The sequence below is a fragment of the Elusimicrobiota bacterium genome, from assembly GCA_040757695.1.
Classification (GTDB): Bacteria; Elusimicrobiota; UBA8919; order UBA8919; family UBA8919; genus JBFLWK01.
Map to the genome: position 1 here is coordinate 1 of JBFLWK010000047.1, position 17,750 is coordinate 17,750.

Sequence of the window (17,750 nt, forward strand, 5' to 3'; positions counted from 1 at the left end):
TAAGCAATATCATTTTATTCCATAAAAAAGCCAAATCTAATTTTTTTATATTTTTGACAAGTAATAGCAGATGATTTAAGTCCAATCGCAAAACCAGCAGATGCAAACCAATTGCCAGCCAGAATAGTACGATAAGTCTGAAATAAAAATATGAAAAACCTACAACAAATCCAAGAAGAAAGAAAATATAATTTTTCTTTACACGATACAAAATATGAAAGATTAAAATAAAATGGAGCAGCCCTGAAGTTAATGTAATGATATAATTATATGTATTGAAAGTAACTTTCATAAAGAATGGCGAAGCAACTGCTAAAATTAATGTAGCGATATTAGCAATCCATTGATTGCAGGTTAGCCGAATATAATAGTGATAACAGTAAAGAAAAATTACTGTAATAGTGAAAGGAATCAATTGAGAAATCGCTGCGGCGGAACCAAAAATCTTGAAAAGTGGCATTAAGAGAACCGGGTCTAAACTACCATAGTATCTTCCACCCCAATAATAAAGTGAGAATTTGCCGTTTAAAAAATTCTTTGCCATAAGCCCTAAAATAGCGGTATCTGAATTATAGAATATATCCCAGAAAATAACATATGGCAGCCGAACAGTAGCGGCTAACATCAAAATTAATAAAATGACCAATCGGTTTATCGCACCTGTTTTAGAAGTTTCCATACTAAAAAAATCGCTTCCCAGATAATATTTTTTGAGATTTTGGATTTGCCCTGTGTTCTGTCTACAAAAATTATCGGGTATTCAAAAATTTTATAGCCGTGTCTGTATGTTCTATATTTCATTTCAATTAAAAATCCATAGCCCTCAGATTTTATCTCATCAAGATTTATACTTTCAAGCACTTCCCGACGAAACCCCATAAAACCGGATGTGCAGTCATTAACAGGAAACTGCAAGATTGTTTTAGCATACAAATTGCCACAGCGTGAGATAAGTTTTCGCTGATAAGGCCAGTTCCTAACACCGCCACATTTGACATAGCGGGAACCAATAATTAAATCGTAATCTGTAAATTTTTTCAGAAATTCAGGCAGATAATCCGGGCTGTGCGAAAAATCCGCATCCATCGTAAAAATATGAGTAAAATCTTTTTCTAACGCCCACTTAAAGCCCTGAATATACGCGGTTCCAAGCCCCAGTTTTTTCTCACGATGTATAATCTGCAATCTGCAATCTGCAATCTGCAATCTGTCCAATATCTTTCCCGTTCCATCCGGCGAATTATCGTCAATCACTAATAGATTGAGATTGTAGTCCCCGAAGTTATTCGGGGATGAGCGAAGCGAATTATTGAGATTAAGAAGATGTTCAACAATTTTTTCTATATTTTCCTTTTCATTATAAGTCGGAATAATAACAAGTGATCTCATTTATCCAATTCCCAATTTTAATATTTCTTTATAAAGATTTTCGGTCTTTTTAACCATAGCATTGACGCCGAAAAAGTTACCAATCCGGAAACGCGCATTTTGTGACATTTGTTTTTTTAAGTTTTCATCTTTATATAATTTGACAATTTTTTCAACAAACATCTTCTTATCATGTAGCGGAGCAAGATATCCTGATACATTATCCTCAATGACTTCATTGTTTCCAGTAACATCGGAAGCGACAATCGGAACTCCCGTTGCCATTGCTTCCATCAGAGTATACGGCAAGCCCTCATGTTCGGAAGTTGACAGATAAACATCAAATGCATTAAGCAAATCAGGAACATCATTTCTGAACCCGGCAATCATAACTACATCTTTCAAGTTTTCCTTGTAAATTCTATTTTCAATGTCCTTTCTTCGTTCACCATCCCCAACCAAAATATAGCGAACAGGAATTTGTTTTAGAAGAATTTTTATTATTTCAATGCTTTTCTCAATACCTTTTGAATGATCAAATCTTGCTATGGTTCCAATCACAAATTCGGTTTCTTTAATACTTAACTGTTCTCGGCTTTTTTTTCGTTTCTGTATGTTAAAAGAATACCGCTTTATATCCACGCCGTTATATATTACTACTGACTTTTTTATGGAATGAAGTTTGAGTTTTATCGCTAAGGATTCTTCGGAAAAAGATACATGAACTATTTTAACAGTAAGATACGATAACAATTTTTCTATTAGAAAATATATTTGCCTTATAAACCAATTATACTTATCAAAATGTATCCCGTGAAAAGTGTAAACAACAGGAACATTGGTAAACAACCCTGCCAATCGACCGTAAATTCCACCACCCTTGCCGTGACAATGAACAAGTGCTATTCCATTACTTTTGATAAATCTGCATAATTTCAGCAAAAATAATAACGAAAATTTCCTGAATGGAATTTCAATAGAACCTGCCGTCAAACTTTTAAATTTTTCGGCATAATATCCGTGCGGCGGACAGGCGATATACGGCACAAACAAGTTTTTGTCAATGTTTGACAAAAGTTGGCAAATGTGTTCCTGCCCGCCTCCAATGTCTGACCTGACCGACACATAAATAATTTTTTTCACCATTTTTGAACAATTTTTATAATTTCGTTATATATTGATCTGTTTGTAGTGTTGGCAAATAATAATTTGATTTTGTATTTTAAATAAAGATAGTATTTCAAGATTTGTTGTTCAATTCTCGGACGGTATTTACGGTAATAGTACAATTGACTTTGTCTATAATAAATCTGGGTTTTATCACCCACTTTTTCCATGCTTTTACCTAATAAATGAATAATATTGGCATATGGGAAAAAAACAACTTTCCATCCATATTTTTTAGCACGAGCACAAAAATCCGGCTCTTCAAAATAAAGAAAAAAATTTTCGTCTAAAAACCCCGAAGTTGCAAAAACGTTTCGCCGTATCAACATACATGCTCCACTTAATACTGGCACTTCACGGATTTTGCGCTGTCGAAAATCAAGTGCTCTTGACAAGATTTTGTATCTTCTGACATATTCTGGCGAAAACAATTTCCGCACATTTTCCCATATTATCGTTGGCATAAAATCCCAAGACGATTGCGAGATTTCATTATTTTCGTCAACTATTTTTGGTCCTAATACTCCGACATTCCGATTGTTTATCATATATTCAATCATTCTATCCAACGAACCCGGCAAAATTACAGTGTCACTGTTTAATATTAGTACATATTCTCCAACAGATTCCCTTATTCCTGTGTTATTTGCCCTGGCGAATCCAATATTTTGATTATTCAAAATTGCCTTTATACCGACACTCTTTTGCAGAAATTCTTTGCTGCCATTGGTAGAATTATTATCAACCACGATTATTTCATAATCATATTTTGTAACATTTTTTACAACTGATTCAACACATTGTATTAATAAACTTTTGGTGTTATAATTTACAATAACAATAGAAAGAAGAACGGGTCTGTTCATTTTAATTTTATTCTAAATACGAATTGCGAGGCCAACAAAGCAGGATACAAGTTTCTGACAAAAACGGGCATCTGAGCACCGGCACCACGAAAATGAACAATATCATATCCGCATTTATCAAACATTTTTTTTATACTATGCAGAGTAAAAAACCGCAGATGATTCTTGTCAAGTATTCCGCTCTCTTGATACTCAAATTTACCAAACAGCAAGTTCCATCTTACTCTCCAATTTGCAATATTCGGTATGGAAATTATAATAGAGCCGTTTGGATTTAATTTTTCCCTTGCCTTAATTAAAATGTGTTCCGGATCTTTCAAATGTTCCAGCACATCTCCAAAGACAATAAAATCAAATTTTTCGTTTAATTGTTCAAACACATCACTCTTTTCTACATCCAATATAACTATCTTGTGATAAAATGATTGGGCTATTTTGGCAGATTCTTCGTCAATCTCAATTCCATACATCTTACAATTTTTATTTTCTATAAGATACCTGCCCAAAAACCCTGTCGAACATCCAACATCAAGCACAACAGAATTTTTATCTATTAACCCGATAATCTGTCCGTGAGTGGTCTCTCTTTCAAAATGACTTTTTTCTATACTATGATGGTATTTCAGAGTTGGCACTGATATCTTGTAATTGTTACTACGACCTTCCGTGTTTCTAAATTCAACCGTTTTTAATTTTAAAAAATAACAATACAAACAACTTATTGTATTAACGATTTTACAGATTATTTTATTTGAATTAAAAATCTTTGAACTCATATATTTTAGGATTTCAGTGTTAGAGATGATTCTTTGATTTTGAATTTTTTTTCTTTTACCACAAACAATTTTTAGATTTAAAAAAAACCATAAAATTGCTTTTATCCACCCAGTAAATGACTTGTTAGGATTAAATATAATATATAGCGGTTTAAAAACAATATCAAAAATCAAACATGGAATTATTTTTAGCAGTGTAATTGAATCATAAAAGATAAATAGATTCAAAATACGATTTCTTTCCTGATAAAATGTTCGCACACTTGATTTTTGCTTTCGGGTGCTTACAGAACCAAGGTGCTGAACAATTGACTCAGAACACTGTGAAATTTTATAGCCCTTAAGACGAGCAAACCAAGATAGATATACATCCTCAGAATAAAAAAAATAATCCGGGTCAAACGGCACAGCAATTTTTTCTTTATCAAAAAGAAGTGAACAACCGGAGGCAATAAATATCTCTTGCGGGTCATTAAATATATTGTAGATATTATAGCCAATCAAATTTAATGTCCCGTTTTTTTCATAATACTTATCCGGAACCCCTACTGTATAAATTTTTGACCCTACAATAACACTGTCAGTTGCTTTCATACAGTCCCACAATTTTTGCAACCATTCTTCATTTACAACCGTATCATTATTCAAAATCGCCACATACCGGGACGATGCATTCAAAACACCAATATTATTGCCTTGGGCAAAACCAAAATTTTTCTCGTTTTTTATTATTTTAACCTGTGGAAATTTTGTCTTCACAAAATCAACACTTCCATCAGTAGAATTGTTATCAACCACTATCAGTTCAACAGGTGAATATGTCTGTTTCTGCAAAGAATCAAAACAATTTTTAAGATATTCTTTGCCATTGTAATTTAAGACAACAACTGATATAAGTTTATTCATAATGTTTCAAAAAAACCCGGTTTTTCACTAAATAACAATACCCCAACAACACAAAAAATTCTGAAATAATTGTTATATAACTTGAACCGATATAACTGTATTTAGGAATCAACAATATGTTTAACAAAAAGTTTACTATGGTAACAATTCCTGTAACAATTATTATTTGTGATTGTTGATTTGCAGCAATTAAGGTGTAAACCAAAACTGCATTGATATATATCAGTGGAATTGTCCATATCAAAATTTTCAATGCAGGGATTGAAGAAACAAAAGCCGGGCCAAAAAATAAAAATATTATCTCCTTGGAAAAAATAGATATTGTTGTTGCAATAATTAAACCTAAAAATATCAGTACCAATAATAATTTGTTAATCAGTTTCTTAAAATCTTTTATTGATGAATGAAAATAACGGGCCATATATGGGAAGGTGGCACCAACAACACTGTTTGATACAATCATAAATGTATCCATAAGTTTATAGGCAACATTATAGACACCCACTTCATAAATCCCTTTTAATTTTGAAAGGAGCACAATGTCAATACGAAAATACACCAGTCCAATAAAACCCAGAAGCATCAAAGAAGTGCTGTTTTTTATAAGTCCTTTTGCAAAACCGAAATTTAGTTCCTTAAAATCCAAATATAAGTGTCGCCTGGAAATAAAAAAACCTAAAAAGACAACTATAAATCCTGCAATCACCGATACAGTAACCAAACCCAATAAGCCATAATCAATTCTTAATATGTATATACTCAATACCAAAGTCAATAAATTCAAAGAAACCGTAAGTGCTGCCAAATATTCCATTTTTTCAAAAGCATTAAAAATATAGGATACTAAATCAATTATATTATTTGTAAAAAGTGTTAAACCGTATATGCAGGTTGCAGTAATAATTTCAGGTTTGTATTTGAGCAACTTAACACTTACAAATAAAAATATATATGAGAGCAATCCCAGGATAATTCTCAAAAAAAATATATTGTTAAAATATCTGTTTGCAGAAGTGTAATTTTTTGAGACCTCCCGCAGGGCAATTGTACTTAATCCGAAATTTGTGAATAAATTAAAAAAGCCCACAAGAGTCAAAACCAGAGAATACTGACCGAATCCAATTTCTTTCAAATAGCGTGCAATAAAAATGGTTAAAACAAAAAGAATAATTTTGTTTATTATCTGTGAGAACCCTATTGCAAAGGTATTCTTAAAAACTTTGTGAATATCCATTTTTAAGTTCACCGACTGCAAAACCCAACAAGAGCCAGAAAGCAAATTGGGGAGCAGCCCACAAAAATAAATCAGCGGTAAATTGATTTATCAGAAAACCGACAAGTCCACAGAAAATAGCCCAGACCAATTGATTATCCCGTTTTTTCCATAATTTTAATAGCCAGAAAATAATAAAAACAAAAAATACAGAACCTCCCACAATACCGTTATCACAGAGAAACCGCAGGTATATATTATCCGGCGTTGGTGTCTCTTTATGCACACCCTCTACCATATATTTTTCATGCACTTTGGGATAATTTCCAAATCCAACACCAAAAAGCGGATAGTCCTTAAGAATGTTTTTAGTAGTGATATATGATTTGAGGCGATGTTCAAATGACTTGGAAGCAAACATTTTGCTGTTGAACTTATAGTTAAAAAAATCTTTTGCATCTTTCGGCATCAAAAAAAATATCAGACCTAAAAACACAACAAAAGAAATCAGATAAACCCAATTTTTAATAATAATTTTTAGAAAGTTTTTTTTCAGACAATAGACAACACCAGCAAAAAAAAGTGCGAACCAACCACTTCGGGAAAAAGAAATAATACTTCCAACAGTGATAACAAAAAATGATAAAAATGTAATAATGTTTCTTTTATTTTCCCAATACCAAACGGATAACGGCAAAAACAAAATAAGATATGCAGCCAATACCAGTGGATTCCCTACTGTGGAAGTTATAACAAATGAGGGATAATCAACAGGTTTAGGATAAACATTCCATCCAAAAAAGAATTCAATAATGCCCAATAGAGCAATCAGTACAGCACAAGAAATTAAAATTTTAACAGTTGTTTTTGTTTTATTTTGTAAAATCCTTTCTGATATAAAAGCGACGAAAATACCTTTTGTAATAAAACCTGTCAATATACGAACAGTATCAATACGGTCAACACTTGTGAGCAAACTTAAAGAAAATCCAAACACAACAAAAATAAGCCATCTGTTAAAAACTGTTAATCGTGGTTTTTGAATATAAATTACACTCACAAGGAGCGTTGAAAAACCACCGATATAAACATAGTGAAAGGGAACACCAGCAACGATTATATTGAGGATATTAAACGGGATTAAGAAAACACTCAAAAACAAAAAAACAAATGAATAATAAATTGAATTAAACGATATTTTACCACTGCCCATTTCTATCACTTTTTATTCCAAAGCCCTTTTATTATGACGGGTATGGCAATAAGACCGAATAAAAGCGGGACAACAAAACCCGCTAAATTGATTACAGAATTCCGAATAAGTTTCTCAGATTTTTTCATTACAATTTTTTCAATTCCCAATCATCAATCCAGACTGTTCCTTTTAATGGTTTTTCTTTTGATTTTTCTGTAACTATGTCGTCGCCAAAATGTCTAATTCTTAGTTTCAGTTCTTTTGTATCAGGTTTGGTTACAAACTGTATTGTTAATTGTTTCCAATCGTTTTTGTCTGAAAGCAATTCTGAACAAGTCCAAAGTGTTTTATAACCTCTTGAGTCAGTTATTTCAAACCCCATATCACCACTCAAAATATCTGTTTTCATCCAGCCACTAAACTTATATTTTGTAGAAGGCAATGCTGGGATACTGGTAGAAATCGGATAAAAGTTTACATTATATCCGAAATTAAATATAATTTTTAAAGATGCACGTCCACTTTTTGCTTCCTTTCTGTCAATTTCGCATTTGAGATTTGATAGAAAATATTCGCCTGTTAATCCTGTCCAACAAAAAAACGATTCGGGTGTTTCAAACCCGGTATCCTTAATTAAACCAGTTGTTTTTATTTCTCGTTTTTTCATTGTGTTGACTAATTTTTTTAACTCACCTGCTTCAAAATAGGCACTGGTTAAAAGAGCCAATATCTCTGCTGATTCGTTAGTTTTATTTATACAAAAATCTTCCAGAATTTTTACAGTTTTTTCGGGCTGGTTTTTAAGCAATAACATTTTACCTAAATTAAGCACAGTTGCTTCATCAAACGGATACAAACAATACGCACATCTGAAAAAAAATTCAGCGGTTGTCAAGTTGCCTTTCTCTTTTAAGATAATTGCTTTCTGCCGACAGAGTTCACAAAGATACTTTTGAGATACAAGCCCTAAAATTGCGCCTGTCAGTATACTCCATATAACAAATCTTAAAAACAGCGGAATCTTTTGTTCAAATGATACTACAATCATCTCCCCAAAAATACACAGAAACGAATAAAATATAACCACTGTAACTGAAACTCTGAACCAGCATAATACTATCAAACCGACAACTAATCCAATAAGAATTGCTACTGTTTTTTTCAACATAAACCTTATTTTTTCAGCATTTGAAGAAACAGACTTTCATACTTATCAGTAACTGTTTCCCAAGAATAATACTGTATCGCTCGCTTTTTGGCGTTATCTCTGTACTGGTTTAGCAAATCCTGATTACACTGTAATATCTTCTTTAGATTCATACTTAAATCCTCAACATCATTCATTTTATAGACAATCCCGCTATCCCCGATTACTTCTTTATTTTCTGCAGTACCATTAACAATAATACAATTACCATACCCCATCGCTTCCACCAAAGCAGGAGAAGTCCCACATACTTCACCTGCATGAATGTAGCAATATGCATTTGATTGCAATTCTTTAAATCCCTGTCCAAAAACAAAGCCAGTAAAAACTATTCTGTTGTCATCTTGGGCTAACTTTTTTAGTTGGTCTATATATCTTTTTGCATATGGGGCATCACCAACAATAACAAGTTTTTTGTTTGTTTGAACATTCCGAAAAGCAGTAATCACCAAATGGGCGTTATTTTCGGGCTCAAGCCGAGCAACAAAAAGAATATATTCTCGTGGGTTAAGTCCAATCCTATCCAGAATATTTGTAGTAAGTATTTTTTCACTGTTATATCCATATGGTATAACTGTTGATTTCTTATTATATCTTCTTAAATAGTACTTTTCTATCGCGCTATTATCTGTAACTATTTCATTAGGAAACACACAACATAACATCTCAGAAATAAGATACCATAATTTACCTATTAAACTCCATTTTTTTCGTCGCCGTTCTATACCATCAACATTAATTACTACTTTACAGCCGAATAATCTTGGAATAAACGAAAAAATAGTATTGGCTGCATTACAAATCAAAATTATATCATAGAACTGAAATAGTGAATGGATAATAGAGAGAAAGGTATGTGTTATGGTATCTAGATATTTATACGAGATTGTTGGTAAAATTACAAGTTTTACACCTTTATAATAACTACCTGTTTGATAATTCTTTATTATATTGCTTCTGCCGTAAACTGTAACCTGATGGCTTTTTTCAACTAATCTTATTGATAACTGTTCGGCAAATGTTTCAAACCCGCCATATTTTGCAGGAATGCCTCTGATACCCAGAATAGCGATTTTCATTTTCATTTTTATTTAAGCCATTTGAACTTGGATAAATACTCTCTTAAACATACTTTCCAATCTCGCATTTTGTTTAATCCACAAAAATTTAATTTCAAGTTTATGAGTCGTTCTGAATAAGGTCGTGGTGCAAAATATTCTTTTCTAAAGTAATCAGAACTAACCTCAGTAAGTTTTATTTTAGTTTCTAACTTGAGTATTTTTAATATCTCTTCAGCAATCTCATAACGGCTACTTTCACCGTTACAGACCATATTATACAAACCGTAAAGATTACTATTTATAACTTCTATTATATTTTTAGCAAAATCATATGTATAAGTAGGTGTGCCTAATTTATCATTAACTATAAGAAGCTCTTTTTTGCCTGAATTTATCAGGTCTATAATTTTTTTAACAAATTTTTTATCTTTTGTCGGTCCACCGCCCATCATCCATCCAGGTCTGAAAATGAAATACCTGTCTAAACAAGATTGTACAAACTGTGTCCCTGCATATTTTGATTTCCCATAATGACTAATTGGATTCGGTATTGCATAATCATTGTATACATCGTGAAGTCCATCAAAAACGCCCGCAGTAGAAATATAGACCATTAAAATATTATATTTTTTACATAGAAGCGCTACATTCTCTGTACCAAACGCATTTGTTTTATATGCTTCGTCAGGATGTGTCTCGCAGTATTCTAAATCGGTTAGTGCTGCTAAATGAAAAACAGCAGTCGGCTTAAATTCTAAAATCTGTTTCTCAATTGCTTGATAATCTCTCACATCCAAATATGAGAGCCATTCTGTATTTACATTTATATCTGTAGCACTGACATTACAGATTTTACAACAAACCGAATATACCGCATCACCTAACATTCCACCACAGCCAGTAATCAATATTTTACTCTTTTTAGTTATCATAAACCCTCCAAGTATTGGCAAGTATTGGGACGGTTCCGATTCTTTTTAGAAGCAGAAGAAATATCACTTTCCCCCGACCCCATTACGACCCCATTACAATTTTTTCTGATAGTAATTTGACCATGAATATGGATACCTATCCCATCTATCAACGATTCCTTTTCTCACAGGATTGTTTAATATATACAAAGATACCATTTCAAGTGTTTCTTCTTTTCTTAAAAAATGGTCATAGAAACTTTCCTGCCAGATTTTGTAGCGTCCATCTTTAGATGGACGATAGCCCATCTTTGCGTCCATCTTTAGATGGACGATTATAATTTCGTCCAGTTAAAACTGGACGCTACTTTATTTTCCTCCGTCCCCATTATTTGTTATTTTTGGAATAGGATTTTATAGCCGTACTGTATTTTTTCTAATAGTGTTCTGTTTAATTGACATGTAGCGAGGCAAACTTTCTGGCATTTTTTAACTTTTTCTCTTATCTTGTTTGCTTCTTTGCTTTTCCATAAAATGTCTATACTTTGTTCTCTTAAATTCCCGAATTTTTCAAAACAGCTAAAAGTTATATCAAGGTCGGGATAAATGAACACATTTTTAAATCCTACATCGCATATATTCCTGTCTTGTTTAATGCTGCCTGTAAAATACGGTAAAAACATCTCAAAATGTCGGCTTTCGTTTAATATCAAATCAGGATATTTTAGTTTATACTCTATTAAACTATGCAGTACCTCTTTTAATTTTGAGATGGCTATATCTTTTTTCAATGTTTTTGAGTATTCTGTCCATTCAAATATCGGCTGAAAATTTATATGGTCAAATTTAATATCTTTTGTGAACTCAACTAATTTAACTAAATGGTCTAAATTATCCGCTTTGATAATTGGTTTTACGATTAACTTTGTTGTTGCAGCGTATTTTATTTTATAGTTTGACAGCATTACGAGTTTGGCTTTGAACTGCTCAAAACTTATATTTATTCCGCGGTTTTTACAATGTTCATCTCCAACAAAATCTATTGAGACATTTATATTGAAAAACAGATTATTTTTCATTATCTCTTCACAAAATTTATCATCTATCAGAAAGCCATTAGTAGTAACTCCAAGTATAATATCATTTTCTTTTGCAAATTGGGCAATCTGTAGCAGACAGGACTTCCGCATTAAAGGCTCTCCACCTGTTATATTGATATGGAAACAGCCGATATAGTTCTTAAATGATAACAACATATTTTTAATTTCTTCATCAGTCGCTTCATCATACCGCTCGGGAGCGCTTCTGGCAAAACTACAAAATTTACAATCTGCATTACATCGGGATGTAATAAGAAAATATATATTATATGGTTTAGGTAAAATGTGTTTGTTGATTCTATTCAGAACCATCAATATCTGCCATACAGCGAACTTTTTAATAATTTTGAGTTTATTCATTCTCCGTCCCCATTTCCTTTTGGGCTAATAAATAAAACGATTTGGTTTCAATATCATACTCCGGATATTTTCTAAATTCGGCTGATAACCACGGCTTTACTTTTTTCACATATTCGCTGTCTAAAACCATTTTCTGTTTGGTCTCAACCTTTACAAACCCTAATTCCGTAAATATGTTTTGATAATCGGTCATTCGGAGCCGATTTGGTGAACCATCAAATTTTACCAAATTCCAAACAGTATCCGAGTAGCGTAAAAGATTAAGTGGGTCTAAATCCCTGATGAAACCTGTATGGGTGCCTAAATCTACTTCGTGTACCATTACTGCATTGGGTTTAAGTTTAAAGTAGAGAATCTGGAATATTGCATGAATATCTACAATATGTTCTAAAACTGCCTGGCTAACTAATATATCAAACTTTTCTGATGATAGTTGTTGTAAATCAAACCGTGCATCCCATATATAACGAATACTTCCATTAAATTCGCTTTTCTGAAAATCAGCTGCTGCTTTCTGCGCAGTTTCGTATCCTGGCAATTTTTCTAAATGGTTAAGTAGTACATTATAAAAAGTTGACGGTGTTCTATACATAAGTTTGTTTTTATCTACCGCGGTATAACTTTTAGCACCTAACGCTAAAATAATAATACCTGTTCCGATGTCCTGTCCTGGACATAATTCAAGCACATTCTTCCCTGTAAAAGGGTTTGCCGAATTAGTGTATATCTTTAACACTTCTTCCCAGTTATGTACTGCATTCAAGCAGTATTTTACATTGCGTTCAATTTCTTTAATAGAAAACGGACGCGGTGATGTATAGCCAATTATTGTTCGCCTGATTTTATTTATTATTGCCAGACAGAGCCCTAAACTGATTAAAAATAACTGATTATATTCAGGCGGTTTTATAATTTCAGCCATTTGTTTGTTTTTTTGCGCTCGCTATTTGATAGCTTTTTATTAGTTCCTGATAATGTTTTTCAGGGTTGAAATTGTCTTCTACAAGTTTTCTGGCATTTCTGCCCATCTGTATAATTTTAGTCGGTTCTGATAGAAGTTTAGTGATTTTAGCGATTAAATCTTCTGCATTACCGGCTTCAAAAGTATAACCTGTTTCACCATCTTTTACAAGTTCAGGTATCCCGCCTATCCTTGAACCAATCACTGGTTTGCCTAACGCAAACGCTTCCAGAACAGATATCGGGTTATTCTCATACCATTCTGAAGGCAGAACTACAGCAATAGATTCTTTAATTTCTTGTTGAAGTTCGTTACCGCTCATATACCCAAGAAATTTAACATTTGAGACACCTTCCTTATTTGCCAGTTCTTTCAGTAGTTCTTCTATCGGACCTTTCCCAATTATCTTAACGGTGATTGTAAGCCCTTTTGCTGCTTTTATCAATGTCTCCAACCCTTTACCGTTTGTAATCCGACCAAAATAGCATATTGACTGTTCTTTAGATACAAAGTCAGGTATGAATCTTTCAGTTTCTATAAAATTGCTTAAATACATAATTTCGTTCTTAAAACCCATTTCTATAACTTTTTCTTTCATAAATCTGCTTGGCGCTATGTAAATATTAATCAGGTCATAGACATGAAGTATTTTATGATGCAGATACATCTCAATGACATTTACCAAACTTTTTGCTCGTGAATTCTTGGTACATTTTTTCAGAAAGCACCAATAATACCTGCCATGTTTACAGCGATTACATGGGAATTCACCTTCATAAAACATCCCATATGCAGGGCATACTATCTTATAATCATGCAAGGTTTGCACAGTCGGGATACCGTAGTGGTTTATTACATGCAGTATAGATGGTGATATCTGGTGTGCAAAATTATTAAGATGAATAATATCCGGCTTAAACGCATCTATAATCTGCTTAATTTTTTGTTTGGCTTCAACAGAGTAAAGTATTTTGAGTACCAGTATAACTTTTTGCTTCAGGGTTAATGGGATATTATATTCAATCTGGTCTACAAAAAAGTCCTCATATAGAAACCGCGGGTTATCAGGATGTTTCATACCCCAGTATGCAACTTGATGACCTTTTGATTCCAGCAATTTACCTGTTGTAAACATAGATACTGCATCGCCACCTTTAGGATATAAGAATTTATTTACTAATAGAATCTTCATTTTGTTTTGTAGCGTCCATCTTGTAGCGTCCATCTTTAGATGGACGCTAGTAATTTCGTCCAGTTAAAACTGGACGCTACTCTCGTCCGGCTGAAATCGGACGCTACTTTCCTGTGTACTCATTGTTTTATCAAATAATTGAATATGTTCCTGACAGTTCTTTTCTATAGAAAACTCTTCATTTACTTTTTGATATGCCAAATAACCGATTTGTACTGCCAACGCAGGATTCAAGATTAGTTCTTTCATTTTGTTCTGTAAATCTACAACATCTTTTGGTTTTACATAAATTATCTCTTTATAATCTGTAAATATCTCAGGAAGCGCACCTACCGGTGTAGAAATTACAGGCAGTCCAAACGACATCGCCTCTAAAACAACATTCGGTAAACCTTCACGATATGTTGGAAAAACAAACAAATCAGCATCTTGATAATACTTTTCTACTTTATTTATTTTACCGGCAAAAATAACCCGACCATTCCGCATTCTTTCAAACTGTTTCATTATTGCTGGCAAATCCGGCCCGTCTCCTATCACCTTTAACTCAAGGTCTTCTATCTCGCTACTAATTTCAATAAAAGCACGTAATAATTCATTTATACCTTTCTCAGCAATAATCCGTCCTACAAACAGGATTTTTTTTATTTTATCTATTTTTTTATACTGGTTAATTTTTACGCCATTTTTTATTACTGCTATTCTGTTTCTGTCAACTTTCAATTTCATCAAAAAGTTTTTAACTGATATATTATCCTGCACAATAATAAAATTGGCATTTAATATAATTTTGTACTGCAATCTTTCTGGTAATTTTTTAATTTGCGCTTGATATCTTCTAAACAGGTTTTCATCCAGTGTGCCCGGGAATTTTATAATAAACGGAATTTTTTTCAATATATGAACAAGATAAATTATGAATTTGTCAAAACCATATCCAAACGAATAAATTACTGTATTTTTTTTTAGTAACTGTAATTGAAAAAAAAGCAGTATAAACCAAACTAATTTATCACAAAAGTTTATTTTTCTGCCGAGTTTGAAAGTATCTTTTATATACGGTTTTTTTCCTCTATCAGGATGTCCGATTGTATATACAGTCAAATTGATTTTATGTTTTATCAACTCCTCTACAAGCAATGACATCTGCCTTTCTGCGCCACCAAGATACGGTGGATAGGTTAAACTGACAACCGCAATTGAATAATTTTTTAACTGATCCATACTTTTATTGGTAGCGCCCGATTTGTAGCGCCCATCTTTGTAGCGTCCATATGGACGATAGCCCATCTTTGTAGCGTCCATCTTTAGATGGACGCTAGTAATTTCGTCCAGTTAAAACTGGACACTACAACTACAAAATCATCGTCCGATTAAAATCGGACGCTACAGATACTCCCCCCCGCCACCCACTGAATACTTTATTGCGTCAAGAATACCTTGAACCATATTATCCAGCGTAAAATATTTTACTTTCTCAAATGCAAGTTTACTTATTTTTTTGCTTGCAGTCTCATTTCCCAAAATTTTTAGAATCGCTGATTTTAACGCTACTAAATCATCTCGGTCAATAATTATTCCATCTCTGTTGTTTTCAATTATTCCATATTCTACCCCACCATATGGAACAGTAATCACCGGTTTGCTATAAGCCATTGCTTCAACTAATGCTAAACTGCTCCAACCCGGCTGAACAAAAACATCACTAATATAGAAATACTTACTTACTTCATCTATTACTTTACCCAAAAAAAGACAATCACTTATATTCTCGCGTTTCACCAAATTAGTCAGGTGTCCCATTTCAGGTCCATCACCAATAATCAGCAAACTGATATTTTGCATGCTTTTTTTTATCTCATTAAATACAACTATCAAGTTTTCAACCCGTTTTCTTGTTTCTAGCGCACCTACATAGAGAATTACTTTTTTATTTGATAAATTATATTTTTTTCTAATTTCGTCAATTTTTTGCTGGTTATTTATCAGTTTTTCTATTTCTGCAAAGCATCTTTCTACACCAATGGTATTCTGTGCGATAAATATTTTTTCCGGCTTTACACCACATGCGATAAAATACTCCTTGCAAATTGAACCGTATCCAATAACCGCAGTTGCATTTTTTAGTATCAATGTATGTATAGGCCCAACAATTTCTTTGAGAATACTTTTTGCTCTGGTACCTTTTTTTCTGCCATTATCCCAGATTATTAACGGGCTCTTGACGATTTTTGAATAGACAAAAATAAACATAGTATTTATCATATTTGTAACACCTTCAGAGATTATTACATCAGGGTTTTCTTTGAAAATATGTAAAAGCAAAAAAGGAAACCATACCAAGCGTATCGGAAAAACTCTGGTATATAACTTAAAGACAAAAGTAAACAACTCTTTATGCTTGAATCCTTCTATATTGGACGCATTTTTTAATGCACCTTTTTTTTCACCTTTTCCATAAAAAAAAGTTAAGTCCACTTTTTCAGCCAGTTTCCTAAAAACAGGCACCCGGTAATGCGGACATACACACTCAATTAAAACAACCTTAGGTTTCTTATTCATTATCCTATTTGTAATATGTTAGCCATTGTAAATTGGACGCAGATTTTCGCAGATAAATCAGGATAGTCAACCCCCAAATTCTTTCACCGCAGAGTCACAGAGTAAAAAGAGTTCACAGAGTTGTTTCTCGGAGTTCTTTCTATGTTTTCTCTGTGGCTTCGTGTCTCTGCGGTAAATTATTGAAATTCCGATGCTGTAAGATATTTATTTTATGTTTAAAATCTTGATAATCTGCGTTCATCTGCGTCCTGTTTTTAACACAACTTACATATTACTCCTAATTTTTGTGGCAATCACTGTTGTTCCCCAGCCGATATGTCGGATAAAAGGAATCAGGTTGATTATTTTGATAATTCTATTTATAAACTTTGAGCGGAAACCAAACGAACTAAAGAAATCAATTCTAAACCCGTTTTTTTTCAACATATTTATTATATCAACAGGATTCATATAAAAAACAGCATCTTCATCACCACCACTGCCTGTCAGGTTTTCTACCTGCAACTCTCTGAAATAAATTTTGTTATCAATACCAACCTCTTTTTTTATTATCCTGCCTGAATTTTTATAAAAAGACATCCTGAACACATTCCGCAGAATATACAATAGTGCATTTTTAACAGACGAATTATCAAATGGATTGTCTATATTATTAATCGGGCTGAAATAATTCGGTCCTATCAAAACCACTTTTCCATTTTTTTTTAATACCCGTGCTATCTCTTTTATTACTTCTTCAGGTTTATATAAATGCTCAAAAACAGTATAGGCACCCGCTGAAATGACATACTCCCCGCAGCAAGCTGCGGGGTATCTTAAAAGTCAAGTTTTAACTGGCGTCTGTCTTCTTCTGCTCTTTGATATTGGATGTATTTCTGTATAGTTTGTGCAGTTACTTTGTCGCC

Annotated in this window: 18 protein-coding genes and 1 pseudogene; all 19 read right to left on the reverse strand. The window is 32.9% G+C overall.

Features of this window, described 5'->3' with window-relative positions:
- On the reverse strand, window positions 1–679 hold a 679-nt coding region (locus tag AB1349_08670), incomplete at its 3' end, for a hypothetical protein (protein ID MEW6557412.1).
- Window positions 652–1,389 carry a polyprenol monophosphomannose synthase gene (locus AB1349_08675; GenBank protein ID MEW6557413.1) on the reverse strand — a complete coding sequence of 246 codons (738 nt, stop codon included), beginning with the start codon at window positions 1,387–1,389 and terminating at the stop codon, window positions 652–654. The genes AB1349_08670 and AB1349_08675, both read right to left, overlap by 28 nt.
- Window positions 1,390–2,514, reverse strand: a complete 1,125-nt coding sequence (locus tag AB1349_08680) for a glycosyltransferase (GenBank protein MEW6557414.1) — start codon at window positions 2,512–2,514, stop codon at window positions 1,390–1,392.
- Window positions 2,508–3,401 carry a glycosyltransferase family 2 protein gene (locus AB1349_08685; GenBank protein ID MEW6557415.1) on the reverse strand — a complete coding sequence of 298 codons (894 nt, stop codon included), beginning with the start codon at window positions 3,399–3,401 and terminating at the stop codon, window positions 2,508–2,510. Before AB1349_08685 ends, AB1349_08680 begins: the two co-directional genes overlap by 7 nt.
- Window positions 3,398–5,083 carry a bifunctional glycosyltransferase family 2 protein/class I SAM-dependent methyltransferase gene (locus AB1349_08690; GenBank protein MEW6557416.1) on the reverse strand — a complete coding sequence of 562 codons (1,686 nt, stop codon included), beginning with the start codon at window positions 5,081–5,083 and terminating at the stop codon, window positions 3,398–3,400. Before AB1349_08690 ends, AB1349_08685 begins: the two co-directional genes overlap by 4 nt.
- Window positions 5,076–6,317: a flippase gene (locus AB1349_08695; GenBank protein ID MEW6557417.1), complete on the reverse strand. Its 1,242-nt coding sequence runs from the start codon at window positions 6,315–6,317 to the stop codon at window positions 5,076–5,078. Before AB1349_08695 ends, AB1349_08690 begins: the two co-directional genes overlap by 8 nt.
- Window positions 6,295–7,509, reverse strand: coding sequence for an O-antigen ligase family protein (locus tag AB1349_08700; protein ID MEW6557418.1), 1,215 nt, complete (start codon window positions 7,507–7,509; stop codon window positions 6,295–6,297). The genes AB1349_08695 and AB1349_08700 overlap by 23 nt, the downstream gene beginning before the upstream one ends.
- A 5-nt stretch (window positions 7,510–7,514) precedes the next feature.
- Window positions 7,515–7,637: a hypothetical protein gene (locus AB1349_08705; protein ID MEW6557419.1), complete on the reverse strand. Its 123-nt coding sequence runs from the start codon at window positions 7,635–7,637 to the stop codon at window positions 7,515–7,517.
- Entirely contained in the window at window positions 7,637–8,659 is a 1,023-nt protein-coding gene (locus AB1349_08710) for a hypothetical protein (GenBank protein MEW6557420.1), read from the reverse strand. The genes AB1349_08705 and AB1349_08710 overlap by 1 nt, the downstream gene beginning before the upstream one ends.
- Before the next feature lie 5 nt (window positions 8,660–8,664).
- Window positions 8,665–9,783, reverse strand: a complete 1,119-nt coding sequence (locus tag AB1349_08715) for a glycosyltransferase (GenBank protein MEW6557421.1) — start codon at window positions 9,781–9,783, stop codon at window positions 8,665–8,667.
- Window positions 9,784–9,785: 2 nt separating this feature from the next.
- A complete protein-coding gene (locus AB1349_08720) occupies window positions 9,786–10,691 on the reverse strand; it encodes an NAD(P)-dependent oxidoreductase (protein MEW6557422.1) in 906 nt (301 codons plus the stop codon).
- 93 nt (window positions 10,692–10,784) lie between these two features.
- On the reverse strand, window positions 10,785–10,991 hold the full coding sequence (locus AB1349_08725) for a hypothetical protein (protein MEW6557423.1): 207 nt from the start codon (window positions 10,989–10,991) through the stop codon (window positions 10,785–10,787).
- Window positions 10,992–11,065: 74 nt separating this feature from the next.
- Window positions 11,066–12,130 (reverse strand): radical SAM protein, encoded by a 1,065-nt coding sequence (locus AB1349_08730; protein ID MEW6557424.1) that lies wholly within the window; start codon window positions 12,128–12,130, stop codon window positions 11,066–11,068.
- Window positions 12,123–13,052 (reverse strand): methyltransferase domain-containing protein, encoded by a 930-nt coding sequence (locus tag AB1349_08735; protein MEW6557425.1) that lies wholly within the window; start codon window positions 13,050–13,052, stop codon window positions 12,123–12,125. Before AB1349_08735 ends, AB1349_08730 begins: the two co-directional genes overlap by 8 nt.
- Complete coding sequence (locus AB1349_08740; GenBank protein ID MEW6557426.1) at window positions 13,045–14,316, reverse strand: glycosyltransferase family 4 protein; 1,272 nt, start codon at window positions 14,314–14,316, stop codon at window positions 13,045–13,047. Before AB1349_08740 ends, AB1349_08735 begins: the two co-directional genes overlap by 8 nt.
- 30 nt (window positions 14,317–14,346) lie before the next feature.
- Entirely contained in the window at window positions 14,347–15,588 is a 1,242-nt protein-coding gene (locus tag AB1349_08745; protein ID MEW6557427.1) for a glycosyltransferase family 4 protein, read from the reverse strand.
- Between the two features lie 81 nt (window positions 15,589–15,669).
- On the reverse strand, window positions 15,670–16,845 hold the full coding sequence (locus AB1349_08750) for a glycosyltransferase family 4 protein (protein MEW6557428.1): 1,176 nt from the start codon (window positions 16,843–16,845) through the stop codon (window positions 15,670–15,672).
- A gap of 264 nt (window positions 16,846–17,109) precedes the next feature.
- Window positions 17,110–17,529 carry a hypothetical protein gene (locus AB1349_08755; GenBank protein MEW6557429.1) on the reverse strand — a complete coding sequence of 140 codons (420 nt, stop codon included), beginning with the start codon at window positions 17,527–17,529 and terminating at the stop codon, window positions 17,110–17,112.
- Window positions 17,530–17,538: 9 nt separating this feature from the next.
- Window positions 17,539–17,628, reverse strand: a pseudogene (locus AB1349_08760) (methyltransferase domain-containing protein).
- Between the last annotated feature and the right edge of the window lie 122 nt (window positions 17,629–17,750).